This window comes from Brevibacillus sp. AG (assembly GCF_028369215.1).
Classification (GTDB): Bacteria; Bacillota; Bacilli; order Brevibacillales; family Brevibacillaceae; genus Brevibacillus; species Brevibacillus porteri.
The window spans coordinates 147,553-164,029 of the sequence record NZ_JAQMYO010000010.1; the positions used below are offsets into that span (position 1 = coordinate 147,553).

The 16,477-nt window shown below is 46.4% G+C and carries 12 protein-coding genes and 1 tRNA gene; 4 read left to right on the top strand and 9 right to left on the bottom strand.

The genetic code is table 11. From position 1 onward, the window contains the following. Positions 1-65 precede the first annotated feature (65 nt). The 3 genes from POF51_RS24765 to POF51_RS24775 all read left to right on the top strand — a co-directional run bounded on the left by POF51_RS24765 (position 66) and on the right by POF51_RS24775 (position 3,547). Positions 66-1,181, top strand: a complete 1,116-nt coding sequence (locus POF51_RS24765; protein WP_069852405.1) for an ABC transporter ATP-binding protein — start codon at positions 66-68, stop codon at positions 1,179-1,181. A gap of 109 nt (positions 1,182-1,290) precedes the next feature. Then, complete coding sequence (locus POF51_RS24770) at positions 1,291-2,061, top strand: Cof-type HAD-IIB family hydrolase (protein WP_069852407.1); 771 nt, start codon at positions 1,291-1,293, stop codon at positions 2,059-2,061. An 85-nt stretch (positions 2,062-2,146) separates the two neighbouring features. Further along, entirely contained in the window at positions 2,147-3,547 is a 1,401-nt protein-coding gene (locus tag POF51_RS24775) for a S8 family peptidase (protein WP_069852409.1), read from the top strand. Between the two features lie 90 nt (positions 3,548-3,637). Here POF51_RS24775 and POF51_RS24780 read toward each other — a convergent pair whose 3' ends face one another. From POF51_RS24780 to POF51_RS24810, 7 genes are all read right to left on the bottom strand, one after another. After that, positions 3,638-4,150 carry a DUF3907 family protein gene (locus POF51_RS24780; protein WP_069852411.1) on the bottom strand — a complete coding sequence of 171 codons (513 nt, stop codon included), beginning with the start codon at positions 4,148-4,150 and terminating at the stop codon, positions 3,638-3,640. A gap of 185 nt (positions 4,151-4,335) precedes the next feature. After that, positions 4,336-5,514, bottom strand: coding sequence for an ABC transporter permease (locus POF51_RS24785; protein WP_069852413.1), 1,179 nt, complete (start codon positions 5,512-5,514; stop codon positions 4,336-4,338). After that, positions 5,504-6,694: an HlyD family secretion protein gene (locus POF51_RS24790; protein WP_069852415.1), complete on the bottom strand. Its 1,191-nt coding sequence runs from the start codon at positions 6,692-6,694 to the stop codon at positions 5,504-5,506. Before POF51_RS24790 ends, POF51_RS24785 begins: the two co-directional genes overlap by 11 nt. Before the next feature lie 44 nt (positions 6,695-6,738). Beyond that, the gene (locus tag POF51_RS24795) at positions 6,739-7,308 is read right to left on the bottom strand and encodes a TetR/AcrR family transcriptional regulator (RefSeq protein ID WP_026042999.1); all 570 of its coding nucleotides are present in this window, start codon (positions 7,306-7,308) and stop codon (positions 6,739-6,741) included. Positions 7,309-7,436: 128 nt separating this feature from the next. Then, positions 7,437-10,643 carry a BTAD domain-containing putative transcriptional regulator gene (locus tag POF51_RS24800; protein ID WP_069852418.1) on the bottom strand — a complete coding sequence of 1,069 codons (3,207 nt, stop codon included), beginning with the start codon at positions 10,641-10,643 and terminating at the stop codon, positions 7,437-7,439. Positions 10,644-10,765: 122 nt separating this feature from the next. Beyond that, positions 10,766-11,380 (bottom strand): YhcN/YlaJ family sporulation lipoprotein, encoded by a 615-nt coding sequence (locus POF51_RS24805; RefSeq protein WP_217368932.1) that lies wholly within the window; start codon positions 11,378-11,380, stop codon positions 10,766-10,768. 75 nt (positions 11,381-11,455) lie between these two features. After that, complete coding sequence (locus POF51_RS24810) at positions 11,456-12,286, bottom strand: copper amine oxidase N-terminal domain-containing protein (RefSeq protein WP_069852420.1); 831 nt, start codon at positions 12,284-12,286, stop codon at positions 11,456-11,458. A gap of 223 nt (positions 12,287-12,509) precedes the next feature. Here POF51_RS24810 and POF51_RS24815 point away from each other — a divergent pair, with 223 nt between their 5' ends. Continuing rightward, positions 12,510-14,549: an exo-beta-N-acetylmuramidase NamZ domain-containing protein gene (locus POF51_RS24815; protein WP_069852422.1), complete on the top strand. Its 2,040-nt coding sequence runs from the start codon at positions 12,510-12,512 to the stop codon at positions 14,547-14,549. Between the two features lie 66 nt (positions 14,550-14,615). Here the strand turns inward: POF51_RS24815 and POF51_RS24820 are convergent, their stop codons facing one another. Continuing rightward, positions 14,616-16,181, bottom strand: coding sequence for an acyl-CoA synthetase (locus POF51_RS24820; protein WP_069852424.1), 1,566 nt, complete (start codon positions 16,179-16,181; stop codon positions 14,616-14,618). Between the two features lie 157 nt (positions 16,182-16,338). Beyond that, a tRNA-Ser gene (locus POF51_RS24825) sits at positions 16,339-16,427 on the bottom strand. Positions 16,428-16,477 lie beyond the last annotated feature (50 nt).

Genomic DNA, 16,477 nt, shown 5'->3' on the forward strand with positions numbered 1-16,477 from the left:
GTACCCTATCCTTACAGTCATCAAAGAATTTGCTCTCTTCACAAACCCGAGGAGGTGCCTTTTTCATGGCAAAGGTAAGTCTTTCCCACATTTATAAACGATATGGAAACAACGTTACGGCAGTTGACAATTTTCACTTAGAAATTCAAGATCGCGAATTCCTCGTTCTAGTCGGACCATCTGGTTGTGGAAAATCTACCACGCTGCGCATGATTGCAGGTCTGGAAGAGATTTCGGAAGGTGATTTATACATAGGCGATCGCCGTGTCAACGATGTGGCTCCCAAAGATCGCGACATCGCCATGGTTTTTCAAAGCTATGCACTCTATCCGCATATGAATGTATACGAGAATATGGCTTTCGGCCTGAAATTGCGCAAATTCTCCAAATCCGATATTGATAAGCGAATTCAAGATGCAGCTCGAATCCTCGATATTTCGCATTTGCTAGACCGCAAGCCAAAAGCGCTGTCAGGGGGACAAAGACAGCGTGTCGCATTGGGTCGCGCGATCGTACGGGAACCGCAAGTATTTTTGATGGATGAACCGTTATCCAACCTCGATGCGAAGCTGCGTGTACAAATGCGCACGGAAATTTTGAAACTGCATCAACGCTTGAATACCACGATCATTTATGTGACGCACGATCAAACGGAAGCCATGACCATGGGAGACCGGATCGTCGTCATGAAGGACGGCCTTATCCAACAAGTGGCAACCCCGACTGAAATCTACAATCATCCAGTCAATCTGTTTGTAGCGAGCTTCATCGGCTCGCCTGCGATGAACTTTGTGAAAGGGAATCTTTCCGAGAAAGACGGCGCACTCTATTTTGATGCGCAAAATATTCATGTACGCTTCCCGGAAGATAAAGCAAAGACTTTACGGGAAAAAGGTTATGTAAACAAGCAGGTTATTTTTGGTATTCGCCCTGAGGACATTTACAGCGACGCTTCATTTATGGAAGCAAATCCATTTGAGAGCTCGCTGGAAGCAGAAGTTGAAGTCGTAGAAAACATGGGTTCCGAATTGTACGTCTATTTCCACAATATCGGGGATACCCAGATGGTAGCGCGCGTGGATTCTCGTGAAGCGCTAAAACCAAAGATGAAGGTAAAACTAGCGATGGATCTTGCCAAATGTCATGTATTTGACAGCGAGACAGAAGTAGCTGTATTCTAATAGCGATATGAGAAGGAGTGTCCCATCCGGCATTCCTTTTCCTATTTTTTTGTGCAAAACCTTTATAGAGAGAACAACTAGAGGTAGCGTGGAGAGGAGCGGATAAGAAGTGGCTTATCAAATCGTCTTTTTTGACATTGACGGAACCTTACTGAACACCGATCACATCATTCCACAAACAACGGTGGACGCCGTACAAACATTAAAACAAAACGGTGTCCATGTCGCGATCGCAACCGGTCGAGCTCCTTATCATTTGATGCCAATCGCTGAGCAGCTTGGCATTGAGACATTCGTGGGCTTTAACGGGTCGTATGTGAAGAGCGAAGGGACGATCATCCATCACACGCCAATTGCTACAGATACATTGGCAAAACTCGAACAAATGGCTGAGGGTCATTCTCATCCCATGGTATTTTTGAGCGCAGATCACTGCTATGCCAATGCCATGGACCACCCACATATCATCGAGTCTTTTGATTGGTTGCGACTGGAATCCCCGGCATATCGCCATCGCTATTGGGAGCAAAAACCGATTTATCAAGCATTTCTTTACTGTGGCGCTGATGAATCGAGATACACGGGTGAATTCCATGACGTCTCTTACATTCGTTGGCATGAACACTGCATGGATATTTTGCCCCCAAACGGCTCCAAGGCAAAAGGAGTTGAAGCCGTCTTAAAACATTTTGGACTAACTCCTGCGGATGCTGTTGCCTTTGGAGACGGATTGAACGACAAAGAGATGCTCTCCTATGTTGGCATGGGCGTAGCGATGGGTAATGCTCATGAAGAGCTGAAGCCGTTCGCCAATATGATTACGCGCCACGTAAACGATAGTGGCATCCAACATGGCTTAGCAAAGCTTGGTTTAATCTAGACACGTTAACTGTAAGCTATTTCCTTCATAATCACTCCCTTCATGTGCACGCTATAGACAACAGCACTGGAGGGAGTGAGTTTTTTTGCGCGTCTGGCCTTTTGTTGCCGTTGTTGCCTTGGTCGGTCTCGTAGTTGTCCCGTATCGGATGAATCAGAATGCAGAACAAGAAATGCGCGAACCTCATCCCCGCGTGACATCGGTTCAAGCGAGAATTCCTCGTATTAACTACATTGAACAGGTGAAAGACATTCGTCGTGACCTGGAGAAAAAAAGCCATATTCAAACGCTTCATCATAACCAGCGTGATCGCAGTCATTATGTAGAAAATGAAGTCGTCGTGCGCTTTTCACCACGCCCCAAGCAAGAAAAAATTGATCAGCTCGTTTCTTCTTTAGATGCCAAGATCAAACGTGATTTTGACAAATTTCTCATTATCAAATCAAAGAGCATGACTACCAAGCAGCTCATGAAAAAACTGGCTGAACATCCTGACTCCGTATTTGCCGAGCCAAATTACCTCTTACTCCCGAACGTGAAACCAAACGATACGTATTACAAAGAATACCAGTGGAACCTTCCTCTAATTGGCATGGAGCAAAGTTGGGACGTTAGCGAAGGCAGCAGTGATGTCATCGTTGCAGTCGTCGATACAGGTGTGGATATGAAGCATCCAGAATTTGCTGGTAAGCTAGTCAAAGGCTACAACGTTTTGGATGGCAGTAACAAACCTGAGGATGATAATGGTCATGGAACCCACGTTTCGGGCGTCATTGCCGCGAAAACGAACAACGCAGATGGTATAGCCGGGATGTCCTGGAAAAGCAAGCTCATGCCGATCAAAGCCATTGGCGCAGACGGTTCGGGATCAGCCGTGGACATCGCACAAGGCATTTATTGGGCGACAGATAACGGAGCGGATGTCATCAACTTGAGTGTAGGCAACTACACCTCCTCTGCTGCTCTGAGGGAAGCTTGTCGCTATGCCTTTGATAAAAATGTCGTGTTAGTCGCGGCTTCCGGAAACGATGCGAGTGATCAGCCTAGCTTTCCTGCTGCCTATGATGAAGTTCTCGCCGTTGCCGCTGTCGATCATCGTAAAGAACGCGCTGATTTTTCCAACTTTGGTGATTATGTGGATGTATCTGCTCCTGGGGTCGATATTCCGAGCACGTACATTTCTAGCGACTATGCCTCGCTATCAGGTACTTCGATGGCGTGCCCTCATGTCGCTGCACTCGCTTCGCTCATCCGTTCCATTCATCCCAATATGAATACCAAAGATGTGATGAATCTCATTAGACAATCCTCGACTGACCTCGGTGCTCCTGGGCACGATCAGTTATACGGATACGGTATGATCAATGTGAACCAGGCTCTTCGCCAAGCCCAACCGGCCGAGCGAGTCAAAACAGAACAACCTCCGAAAACAATCGGCGGCTTGCTTAATAAGTTTTTTCAACGTCTGCGCTTTGGTGGGCAATAAGTTCAGTGAACAAAAAGGCTTACAAAAAGATAAAAATAAAAAAGGTGGTCGAATCCACCTTTTTTCCCTTTATATGTAGGCACGAATCTTTTAAGCTCGTGCTTTTTCTTGTTGCATTTGTTTTTTCGCAATATAGTCTGTCTCATAATACTGCAAATCATTACGCATCTGTTCGAACACTCTGGACAGGGACAAGGTCAACTGCTGCAATTCAAGGGTGACCTGCTTGCGGAAAACGATACAGTCCTGACCCGTATAGGCCAACCGCCCATCCTCTTCGTAAACCTCACCTTTGGGATAATAGAAGTTATTTATACAGGTATGGTATACCTGATACAATACTTCCTCGGCAAACTCCTCATGAAATCGTGCACGCCGGAGGGATACTCCCAGCCTTTCGTATGCATTTTCGCAGTAAACCAAAAGGTGGCGCAAGTCGGAAAGATAGTTACGGTAATACGTTTCAAATTCTTCAGGATCACCTGATGCGGATACGAGACCAGCTAGGGTAACCTGATTCAAAAAACGTTCCACTTCCATGCTGACCTTTTTCAACTTGGTGTACGTCTCCTCGCACAATTGCTTTAGATGAGTCGCTGACATAAAGTCCCCCTAATGTTGAAGAATCTGCCTTTTTTATAATAAGTATAAAGGAAAGATTATTTATTACACAAGGGTTATTTTTATACAACCAGACCGCTTCACAAGATGATAGATAGCATCGTATAAGCGCAAATAAGGCTACGCCAAAGGTTTAGCGTAGCCAAGTTATCCTATTCAATTGCCATTTAAACCGCCGTTTGCTCACTAACTTTTCCCTTCATTTTCCTTATCTGCAACAAATAAATGAGATAGGCTGCGAACAACCCGATGAGAGTCATGAAGCCGAGAACGACAAAGTCATTCATGACAGCTGACAGACCATGTCCCTTCGTCAAGATCTCTCTGACACCATTCAAGAAATACGTCAGCGGCAAAGATTTTGCAATCGCGACAATTCCAGTCGGCATCGACATGAGTGGCCAAGTATAGCCAGATAACATAAACGAAGGTACTGCAATCATCATCCCGATCTGAGTAGCTTGGAGCTGGCTGCTGGACACAAAGGAGATGGCATAACCAATAGCCAATACCGCCAAGTTAAACATGGTAGCCAGTAGCATCAGGTCGAACGTGCTTCCGTAATAAGGGATATCAAAACCTTTTAACATCAGTGTAAACGCTAGGAACATGTTGAGGGTTCCTGCCAGAAAGTACGGCAACAATTTGCTCGCCGTGATCGCAAAGAAGCTATGGCGAGAGAGTGTAGCCTTCCAGGTACCCTCTTCTTTTTGTTGGGCAACCGACAATACGATTCCGAGAAACAGCACTTGCTGTAGCACTGTACCTGCGAGTCCGAATACCATGAAGGACAAATAGCTGAAGGTCGGGTTATACAGCACTCTGTATCGATAGTCGATACCCGTAAACATGTTTTTCCCTTTTTCTCCCCATCCGCCAATTGCTTCCATCTTCTTCAGCGTGGTTCCTGCTGAAACAGATTTAATCGCTGTATTCGCCGCTCGAACTGCCGTATTCGAGATCATGATGTTGCTGCCGTCGATAACAGTCAGTACCTCTGCCTCTCTCCCAGCCTTCACATCCTTTTCTAATCCTGCAGGAATGATCAGGGCGATATTTGCTTCGCCCTTGTCAACCAATTTCATTGCTTCTTCTTCTGTTCCTACAACGGACGTGATCCGAAATGTATGATCGACCTCAAAGGCGCGATAGAGCTCACGACTCAATTCGGTTTGATCGGCATCCACCATCACAGTAGGGATCTCCATCACTTTTTTCTCACTGTACAGAAAACCGAACATTGTTAAATAAATCAACGGAACGAGGAAGAGAATATTACGAATGGTTTTGTTTGCAAAAAGATTTTTCCATTCGCTCCAGAACAGGTGAGAGAAACTATTCACCATTACCAGCTCCTTCAAGTTGCCACTCAACTGTCAGGCCTGGACGCAATTCCGGATCGGACACCAACAGCTTCACTTGGAAGGAACGAATGTCACGATCACCGAGTTCTTGTGTCGCTTTTTTTACGGCAAAGTCAGCAGCAGGAGCTACAGTAACCACTTTGGCATCTACTTCTCTGTTCAGGGCTGGGACAAACAATTTCACTTGATCGCCTGATTTCACATTCGCGAGCATGTATTCATTCACATAAAATTTGACATAGTTGTCTGATTTCGTTTGGAGCGTCAAAACGGTGAAACCTTGCGAAACCAGCTCTCCCTTTTGAACGGCAACTGCTTTTACAATTCCGTCTACTGGCGCTGACAGCTTGGTGTTGTTCACATAGGCTTCCATTTCAGCCAGCGCACCTTTTGCCTGCATGACGTTCGCTTCTGCGGATTTAACATCCAGCTCCTTCAAGCCTACTTGGCCTCTCCCTGCTACAGCTTGGTTGTATGCAGCTTTTGCTTGATCCAGTTGTGCTTGTGCGGCATCGACCTGCTCTTTGCGCGATCCAGTTTGAGCCATTTTCAACTGTTCTTCTGCTGCTTTAAACTCCGCTTGCGCCTTGTCTGCTTGCATCTGAGCCTCTTCCACTTTCACTTGTGGAACAGCACCCTCCGCCATTAATTTTTTCATTCTTTCCAAATTCGTCGCGGCAATTTGATTCGAAGTTTGTGCTGCTTGTAATTTCGCTTTGAGCTGCGTAATTTCTTCCGAACGCGCCCCATTTCTGTTCGCATCAAGCTGTGCTTGCGCCGAGCTGACTGCTGCTTTTGCTTGGTCGACTTGAGCATTGCTGGAGTTATCCGTCACAGATACTCCTTTTTTCGCCTGATCAAGCTTGACGAGAGAGAGCTTGTAAGCAGCTTCAGCCTGCTCTTTCTTCGCGAGAATCTCCGCGCTGTTTAGCGTGGCAACGACTTGCCCTGCCTTTACTTCGTCTCCTTCTTTTAGGGAGAGCTGTTCGATGGAACCGCCCATTTTAAAAGAGAGATCTACCTCTGTTCCCTCGATTACACCTGCTAATTTCGTTGTGTTCTTACCAGCCATGCTACTCACATTTGAACCAAACAATACGGTTCCAAGTACTGCAATACTGACTACAAAGCTACCTATACCGATCCATGCACGTTTGTTCATCTGTCTTCTCCTCTTGTTTTACGTTTCTCTAGACGTTATTTGGTTTAAAACATTCCTGAAAGCATGTAACGAAGCGTCTGTTTATCTGCGGCACTGTTCACTGGCTCTTTGCGAAATTGCTTGCGAAGCACGGTAAAACCAACCATGCCGAACAATGCAGAAGCGAGTGTACGAATATCGATATCTGCCCGGATATACCCTTGCTGCTGCAATTCCAGCATGTGTGACTCCATTGTGCTGAAATAGCCACCTAACAGATTGCCAACCATCCTGTCGCGCTGTCCATCTCCTGAGAAGGCACTCAGCAACAGGAAACACAAATCTTGATTCTCGGAAAAGAAGCGAAGATGCTCATCCAGCACATTCAGAATGCGATCCTCCAAGGAAAGCTCTTCATTTTGCATTACATTATCTACATGGTAAATCAGCATCTTCACGCCTTTTTCTATCACGTACAAAAACAGCTCTTCCTTTGTGGAAAAGTGATAATAGAGTGTTCCTTTTGCCACCTGCGCCATTTCCGCGATTGCATCCATGGTCGTTTCGCTATATCCCAATTGGGCAAATGCGGTTAAAGCTCCATTTGCAATTTGATCTTTTTTGGATGGTGCCATCACTCCTGTCCCCTTTCAATTTTTTGAACTGACTGGTCAGTACAAAGATTATATTACGAATACTTCCTAGTTTTGTCAAGCAGCCATTCCTTCTATGTACAAAAAAAGATCGCTTTGTGGGCGATCTTTTACTTCTCGATAATTTGAAGGTATGTTTCCATGGTTGCAGGCATTGGCGCGACACCGAGGCCCTCCCTCAGTTTTGCTACACATTTTTCGTACCAGCGAATGGCCTGTGTCCGATTATTTTGCTGATAATACACAGTCATTAGTAAACGGTACGACTCCTCCCAGCAATCATCCACCCGCAGAATCGCTTCACACCAGCGGATTGTTTTTTCCAATTGCCCATCCTCTAGCATGATTTTGGCTACCCTCTCTGCTCCGCGTAAAAACAGTGCCTGCACTCTCTCACGCTCTTCTACGCACCAATCCTCATAACGGCATTCCGGCATGTAATCGCCCAAATAATACGCAAGCCCTTTTTCCAAAAGGATGGCTCCCTGACGCCGGTCTGATTCTGCCAAGCCCAATGTAACGAGCTTTTCGAATTCCTCGACGTCCATATGGTAGCCCGATGCCAGATTGAAACCGTAAGAGCTGCCATGGCGTTGAATGAAGAATGTATCTGTTCTGGCGGCACGATCTGGCTCGAGGGCTTTGTTCAACGCATTCAACGACACTTTAAAATCGCGGATTGCCGCTTCCTCGATACTGTCTGGCCAAAGTCGGTTCATGATTTCTTCCCGGGCTAACAAATGATGTCTCTTCGTTAATAAAAGCTGAAACAACAGCTTGGCTGTCCCACGCTGCCATGCCTTTTCGCTCAGTTCCTGCTCTCCCAGCCATACACGGAATGCACCAAGCGTCTGAATACGAAGGGTATAGCCGGGGTGGAAGGTCACGTTTTGCAAGCCCAAATCATTTAACAGCTGAGAGACGTAATCCGGTGATACCTTCCGTCGCTCTGCCTCAATCAAAATTGGCATAAGCTGCTGTACATCATGTGGGGTAAGCAGGGTCGGTCGCTGCAAAAGGAATTGATATTCACCGGACTTCATCAAGGACAGAGCTTGCGTCACCGCAGGTACAAACAAATCCCATTGTTTTTTGCGATAAGCCAAGAAGCTCAGCCATAATTGACAAATGACTACACTGTAGCTATCCCCGCAGTGACTAAGTCGGTCGGCACAGTCGATAAAGGTAGCCCATGCTTCCTCTTCTTTACCGTATTTGGCGTATGCAATCCCAATCGCCATCCGTACCAGACTGCCTAACCAGTCGTCGCGCATTGCCTCTGTCTCTTGTATCCCCCTGTTGCCATACAAAAGGGCTTGGTCGAGTGCCTTTTCTCTTGCGTGAAGCAGGGTTAGTCCCAGAAGCGTTTCTGACTTTCCGCGTGTCGACTGGAGCTCCTCCATGATCTGCAAACCTTTTTCATAAAGCTGGCGAATCTCATCCATAGGTAATGTTTGACTGATGAGGGCAGCATGGGCTTTTCGAACATAGCCATTTGCCTCTACAAATGGTGAATGCGCTGCACGTCCGAGTTGGATCGCAGTTTCTGCGGATTCCCACCCCCGCTCCCATTCACCATTCAATGCATACACAAAAGATAGCAGCAAAGAGGTTTCCCGATACGATCTGGTCAGCGGAGGATGCTTCCTCTGTTCTACCTGCCACTTACTCTCCAGGAGCTGAATGGAGGACTGCAATCGGCCAGTACGGAACAACAGGCGCGATTCCAGCTCAACCTCCGTCTGCTGCTCTAATTCCTGACTCCGTTCATACCAAGCTGCCGCCTGTTTGGCATCTCCGCGATTCGTATAAATTTCTGCCAGCAAACGGTATAGCCTCGGTGCCATTTCATTCTCTTGTTCAAATGGGGGCAAAAGTTGAATCGCTCTCTTAAGCAGTTCTTCTGCCCGGACGCCTTGTACGCTGTCCAGATGAACGCGTGCTTGCCCTTCCAGCCCGTGGCACAATCCGATTTGATCTTGCTTGTGTTCACATTGTTTCAAAAATTGCTCATAAGAAGAAAAGGCCTTCGCATACAGACAGCGATAACGTTCTACTTCGCCCTGATAAAACAGCAGCCAATGCTGTTCGCACTTGATGTTCTCTGGTAACAGTGTTATCCACTCGTATAAAAAATCCAGCTTCCCTGCTTGCAGCAACCTTTCCGATGCTTGGCACAACCATTCACCCAGCACCTCCCACTGCTCGACGAGCCGCAACCGCCCAAAAGCTTTTGCCTCGTCCCCTTTACGTCTGTACCAGCCTGCGGCCTTATGATTGACATGCACGTACGTCGCTTGATTCGCAGCCAGCTTACTAGACAGGAGACGCTGGAAAAGCGGATGAAAGGAATAATGAGATCCTGCCTGGACATGCAAAAAAAGATTACAACGCTGTGCTTCATACAGGTGCTCGATGTATCCTTCCCCGAGTATTTGCTTGCAATCCTCCAGGTCGAATTGCTCGAGAACCGCTGCCTCCATCAAGAAGCGCTGCATACCTGCGTCTAGCTGTGTCCAAATTTCCACTTCCAGCAAATGCAGCAATCGCGATAACTCACGCAGACTGTCAGAAACCGTCTGCCCCCTCGTTACCATTTCACCAAAAGTGCGCAGCGCCATCACCCAGCCTTGCGCCACCTCTTCTACGCGGCCCCAATCGTCTTCGGACAGCGTAATGTCGTATTGATCTGAATAAAAGGCTTCACACTCCTCCAACGTAAAAGAAAGGTCATTTGTTGTAAGTTCCAGACACTCGCCTCTTGCGGACAACAAGTCGAGATTAGACCACTTCAGTCGAGAGCGCGTTAAGATGACCAGCTTGACTTTTTGTGGGAGAGCCTCGGCTAACCGTTGAATAAATCGATCGACGTCACTACCATCATCTATTCGTTGGTAATGGTCCAAAACAAGTATGTGGTCCACCTGGAGTTGTACACATTCCCCGACGAACCAGTCGACCAATACCTTACTGTCAATGGAGGGCACCGGACTTTGCTCAGTGATACGTATGAGTCGCTCTCGCAATATCTGTCCAAAATTGGAATGAATCTGACGAACGCTTTCGACGAGACAGATGACAAACGCAAGAAGGGCATCGTCTCCATCCTGGATCGTATACCAGGATGCAGCCAGTGCTTCATCATGCAAAAATGTAGCCAGAGAAGTCGTTTTGCCATAGCCTGTCCCTGCATGAATGAGACAAAGCTGCGTATATTTCAACAGGCGTAATTTTTTTGCCAATGCAGGTCGCCGTAAGACATATGGCTTCTGTCCTGGAGGAGTTATTTTGGATATAGGGATGTGGATTGGAATCATAAAATGTGCACTCCTTGCCGTTCTCCTGCTCTTCTTTGACTATTTCCCCATTTCTAACTATTCTCCTGCCAATTGACTCTTAATCAACAAAAAGCCCACCCGGGAGTCCAGGTGGTGCTCATTCAATCCACTAAATTATATCCAATAACAGTATATCCAATATCATTTAACAAAACTTGGAATTCTTCGTCACTAATGTGCTCTCCGTGTGTAATTCGTGAATGCAAATTTGCGATTCGGTCATAAACAGCGCGATTGGTAGAGACGTATAATATGTTGAAGCGTGTTTCTGCCTGCAAGCGTGACCTCATCCGATCCACAACACGTTTATGCAGCGAATCTGGATGTCCATTATCGACTCGCACAATTTTTCCAGGTGTATACGGGATCGACGTCCGCGGATTGACTTCGTCAGGCTTCGGAGTATCGACTGGCAGCACACCTACAATCAAGTTATCCTTGTACGCTAACACCTTGATATCGGTTACACCGGGCAGCTTTTCCGCATGCCCTTCCAAGTGTGTCACGAGCTGCGGCTCACGCTGATGAACCATCTTTTGGCTAATCATGGCTGCCGGTCCTTTATCCCTAGCGACGTTATCGTTCTGGAAGTTAATCCCGAGAGATTCAAATTTGGCCTGATTTCCGTTCTGATCTTCGGTGCCCTGTTCTTTGTTAGGCGAACACCCTGTCAGCAAGCCGGCAAACAGGAGCACAGCAATGATACTCCCACTCATTCGTCTCACAACAAAAACACCTCCTTGCACTTAGTGTGATGTGCAGGAGGTGTTCTTACTCAGGAAGTAGCTACCTTAATTCGTCTTTTGGAAGTCACCTTCAAATGTATCTTTTTTGCCGTCTTTTTCAGCTTTGAGAGTGTAGCTTCTGATTCCATCATTCGTGGATTGGTAAAACTCAAAAGTACCCTCAGCAGTTACTTCCACTTCGTATGTTTTGTCTTCCAACGTTACGGTAACCTCTGTTCCAGGTTCTACTTTACCGACGATTTGGTAAACTCCCAAATTGGCTAAAGAAAAGGTCTTACCTTTAACACTTTCCTTGTCAATAAATGCAACCTGCTCAGGCTTTTTCTCGTCTGTTGCTGGTTTCGTCGGATCTTTTGGTTTTTCCTGTTGTCCGACTTGATTAGGGTTCACATTATCCGCAATCAAAACGGTTTGAGTTTTTGGATCCCAATCTACTTTGTAACTCAGCGCTTCCGCAATAAAACGAACAGGTACTACAGTACGCTTGTTCACAATCTGTGCAGGCACGTCTAGGTTGATCGTTTGTCCATTTTTCTTGGCAATTTTTTGTGTAACGACCAATCTGATGTTATCTTTTCCTTTGTTAATCGTTACGGTACGAGTAGCTTCGTTCCACTGCACTTCAAAACCGAGGCTTTCTGCAATCGGACGAATCGGAACCAGTGTACGCCCCTGGCTGATAATAGGTGCTTGGTCAGGAAACGCGATTTGTTTTTTATTGTACTCCACTTTAACAGCAGTCTGTACTGCTTTCGGCGCAACAGGTGCAGGTGCTGCCGCTGCAGAAAACGCTGCCATTGGTACCAGGGCGATCGCTAGCAGTAATGAGGTTACTTTTTTAAGCAAAACATTCACTCCATTTCCAAAAAAGTTCATACGATTCTTAATCTACTATAGGATGAGGACTGTTTCAAGAATTTCCTACAGTCTCCCTTTCAAAAGATCGTTCTTTCCTAGTAGTTCTCTTCCATCTCGTTACTTTTTCCTCCTCCTTTTGACCTAATTTCAAATTGTTACAAAAATGCAACCATCTTGCTTTCCAAAACCGTTACAATAGACAAGAAGCGACAGCATTTTATCTTGAAAGAGGCAATGACTGATGAATAAATTTCTCCCTTTCCTCATCCTGGCACTTATCTTAACGTTAATTCCTCCAGTAGGAAGCTCCGCCAATACGACGGCCATCCAATTGGGAAGTGATGTACTGTTCAATCAGTTCCACCATCTCATTGAAGGCAAAAAAGTCGGGTTGATTACGAATCAAACAGGTCTGAACAGTCAAATGGTTAGCACGATCGACATGTTACGACGTGATCGCTCCGTCCATTTAACCACTCTCTATGCACCTGAACATGGCCTCGACGGAAAAACGGTCGCAGGAAAACAAGTAACGAGCTTTGTTCATCCCGTCTACGCTATACCGGTCTACGGCTTGTCTGGATCAACTCGCAAGCCGACACCAGAAATGCTGAAAGACATTGATATTCTTCTCATTGATTTGCAAGATATCGGATCGAGAACCTACACATACATATCTACCTTGCAATACGCCATGACAGCTGCAAAGGAACAAGGAAAAGAAGTAATGATACTGGATCGACCGAATCCTCTCGGCGGAACAATTGTCGAGGGTCCTGTAGTTGAACTGCCTTACCGCTCCTTTATCGGAGTGGATACCCTCCCGCTTACACATGGCATGACGATCGGAGAGCTGGCATTGTTTTTCAACCGTACCATCGGTGTAGATCTTACCGTCATTCCGATGCAAGGGTATGCACGCAGCATGATTTATCAACAGACAGGTTTAGCCTGGATTCCGAGTTCTCCGCATATCCCTAACTTGACCTCGGTTTTCGGGTATATGGCAACTGGTTTGGGTGAGGGTACCCCCATTCGTCAAGGCGACCATTTCACCTGGATCGGGGCTGAGGGTCTGGATTCGCACAAGTACGCCGATCTGTTAAATGGAAGTCTTCTGCCTGGTGTCATCTTTATTCCTGAGAATAAAGGAACTGCCGGGGGCGTACGCCTTCAGATCAACGATCTACATCAGTTTAACCCTGTAAAAACAGGTATTTACGCGCTGGCTTACGCCAAGCAATTGCAGCCATTCCCTATGCCCAAAAGTACAAGTATGCAAATCTCCATGTTCGACAAGGTGATGGGTACCAACAAAATCGGTCTGCTTCTCGAACAAGGCAAATCCCCGCAGGAGATTGTTTCTTCCTATGAAGTGGATCTTAAGAAATTTGTAGAGCTGCGGCAAAAATATTTGATCTATGGCGATGAACCGTTTATCCCAATGCAGCCGATTCAACAGAAACACCCAAAACAACCAAAGCAACCAGAACAACCGAAACCATCTAAGCCAGAAAAGCCAAAGACACCGACTCCACAGCAGCCTGGCAATAATAATGGAACGACCAATCCAACGAAGAAACCTGAACCAGCTACAAAACCGATTCCTCAGACACCGAAGTCTTCTGAGAAGATCGCTTATTTAACCTTTGACGATGGACCTTCTTCAGTAACTCCACGCGTTTTGGATACGCTGAAAACGCATCAGGTTAAAGCTACCTTCTTTATAGTAGGCCGTGAGGTAGCTGGTCATGAGGCCATTCTCAAAAGGATTGTAGCTGAAGGGCATGCGGTGGGAGGACATTCGTATTCCCATAATTATCAACTTGTTTACAAAAACATGGAGAGCTTTTTTGCAGACCTAGAAAAAGGCAGTCAAATGATTGAAAAAGCAACCGGCGTAAAACCAGCAGTATTCCGCTATCCAGGTGGCAGCACGAATACCGTCAGTTTGAAATATCAAGATCCCAACCGTTATAACAAGCAGCATACAGTCATGCATGCGATCAAAGCAGAGGCGCAACAACGTGGCTATTCATTTATCGACTGGAATGTAACAAACGGCGATGCAAGAAGCAACAAATACACAGCCGCTCAAACACTGGCCAATATAAAGCAGCAAGTAAAGTCACAAAAAGAAATCGTCGTATTGATGCATGATTCCAGTACCAAGTCACCAACAGCTGAAGCTCTCCCAGAAATCATTTCGTACTTGAAAGAAAAAGGCTATCGTTTTGAAGTCATTCAAGCCGATCGTCCGACTGTTTCGAACGTAAAATAATCACAGCAGTAAAAAGCCCGCTCTGTAATAGAGCGGGTTATTTTGTATGTTAGAGCTTGTGACTGGCTAAGTCGTCAGTGTTTCGTATCGGAGGCGCAGCTCTCTTTTCAAAATTTTTCCGCTAGGGTTTCTAGGAAGATTGTCGGCAATCACTACATATTTGGGTGCTTTGAAGGAGGAAAGACGGTCTTTGCAAAAAGCAAGCATCTCGTCAGCAGTCAGTGACTCACCTGCTTTTGGCACAACGACAGCCGTCACTGCTTCGATCCAGTACGGATGGGGAACTCCGATCACTGCGACCTCAGACACTTTCGGATGTTGATATATAAGCTCCTCAATCTCCCTGCTTGCAACGTTCTCTCCCCCCGATTTAATCATATCCTTTTTCCGATCAACGACCGTGATATAGCCTTCTTCATCCATGATGCCCAAATCCCCGCTGTGAAACCACCCTCCCTGGAAAGCAGCCCGTGTCTTTTCCTCATCTCGGAAATACCCCAGCATCGCATGACTGGTCCTGTGTACAATCTCACCAACACTTCCACGAGGGACTTCATTCCCATCATCATCGACGATTTTCGTTTCTACATTTAACGCTGGCTTGCCTGCAGAGCCCGCTTTTCTCATCTGATCCTTCGGCTGTAAAACAGTTGCTAATGGCGCCACTTCCGTCTGCCCGTAAAAATTGTAATACTGTGCGTTCGGGAGACGTTGACCAAGCTCTTTTAACACTTCTACAGGCATGATCGCAGCACCGTAATAGCACTTTTGCAAAGAACTCAAATTGCGCACGGCAAAATCGGGAGAACGCAGTATTGCAATCCATACGGTTGGCGGGCAAAACAACTGAGTAGCCTTATACGCCTCTACCGTCTGCAGCATCAACGCAGGGGTTGCCTGTTCCAAAATAATACCGCTCCCACCTAGGTACACGTACGGTCCCAAAAAGCAATGAAGCTGCGCACTATGGAACAAGGGAAGAGCGTGAACAGCCACATCCTCCTGCGTCATCCCGCCTTCGATAATCGCGCTGACATATTCGGAGATAATGCTTTTATGCGTGAGCATAACGCCCTTTGGCTTTGATTCCGTTCCGCTGGTATACAAAATCTGTACAACATCTTCATCCGCTATATCTACTTCAGGCTCATGGTCGTCTGCCGCTTCCATCAGCGTGCGAAAAGGCAACCATTCCCCTGCTTGTACTGTAGGTTTGGACATGAGGGAAAGCAGCTTGGGGGAAATTCCAGCTAATTGGAGTCCGTCTTGAGCGAGCTGCAGGAATTCAGGGGATACGAAGCACGCACTCACTTCCGCATGACCCAAAATATAGGCGACATCTTCCTTATTCAACATGAAGTTGATCGGCACCATGATGACTCCTGCTTTCGCTAGCCCAAAGTTCAGAATCGCAAAATCCATCGAGTTGCGTGAAAGTACTGCTACCCGCTCCCCTTTTTGCAAGCCTCTTGAAAGAAGCGTATGAGCCGTCTTATTTGCAAGCTGATCAAGCTGCGTGTAGGTCAATACTTCTTCCTCAAAGTACAGGGCAGGCTTATCAGGATTTCGCCCACGACTTCTTCGCAAAATATCGCCAAGTGCATTTCTACGAACCCGTTGCGCTTCGAGCATGCAAATTCCCCCATCACTTTTAGTCTCATCTCCATTATATAATAGTTTTCTTTATTTTCTGATATTTTTACAATAAAGAAACGACAACTTACACTCAAAGCTCTCAACCATAAAAAAGACCCCAGCTTTTCAACTGGAGTCGGTTCATTTGTATTTATGGCGGAGGGAGCAGGATTCGAACCCGCGTGAGCTTGCACTCTAACGGTTTTCAAGACCGCCCCGTTATGACCACTTCGGTATCCCTCCGTATTTCAACAATACTTACTATATCACAGCTCTACTATTTTTTGCAAGAG

Excerpts from the sequence above, each read along its gene's own strand:
- POF51_RS24780 (WP_069852411.1), bottom strand. The coding sequence starts at position 4,150 with ATGTCAGCGACTCATCTAAAGCAATTGTGCGAGGAGACGTACACCAAG.
- POF51_RS24815 (WP_069852422.1), top strand. The coding sequence starts at position 12,510 with ATGAATAAATTTCTCCCTTTCCTCATCCTGGCACTTATCTTAACGTTA.
- POF51_RS24785 (WP_069852413.1), bottom strand. The coding sequence starts at position 5,514 with ATGGTGAATAGTTTCTCTCACCTGTTCTGGAGCGAATGGAAAAATCTT.
- POF51_RS24790 (WP_069852415.1), bottom strand. The coding sequence starts at position 6,694 with ATGAACAAACGTGCATGGATCGGTATAGGTAGCTTTGTAGTCAGTATT.
- POF51_RS24795 (WP_026042999.1), bottom strand. The coding sequence starts at position 7,308 with ATGGCACCATCCAAAAAAGATCAAATTGCAAATGGAGCTTTAACCGCA.
- POF51_RS24805 (WP_217368932.1), bottom strand. The coding sequence starts at position 11,380 with ATGAGTGGGAGTATCATTGCTGTGCTCCTGTTTGCCGGCTTGCTGACA.
- POF51_RS24810 (WP_069852420.1), bottom strand. The coding sequence starts at position 12,286 with ATGAACTTTTTTGGAAATGGAGTGAATGTTTTGCTTAAAAAAGTAACC.
- POF51_RS24765 (WP_069852405.1), top strand. The coding sequence starts at position 66 with ATGGCAAAGGTAAGTCTTTCCCACATTTATAAACGATATGGAAACAAC.
- POF51_RS24800 (WP_069852418.1), bottom strand. The coding sequence starts at position 10,643 with ATGATTCCAATCCACATCCCTATATCCAAAATAACTCCTCCAGGACAG.
- POF51_RS24820 (WP_069852424.1), bottom strand. The coding sequence starts at position 16,181 with ATGCTCGAAGCGCAACGGGTTCGTAGAAATGCACTTGGCGATATTTTG.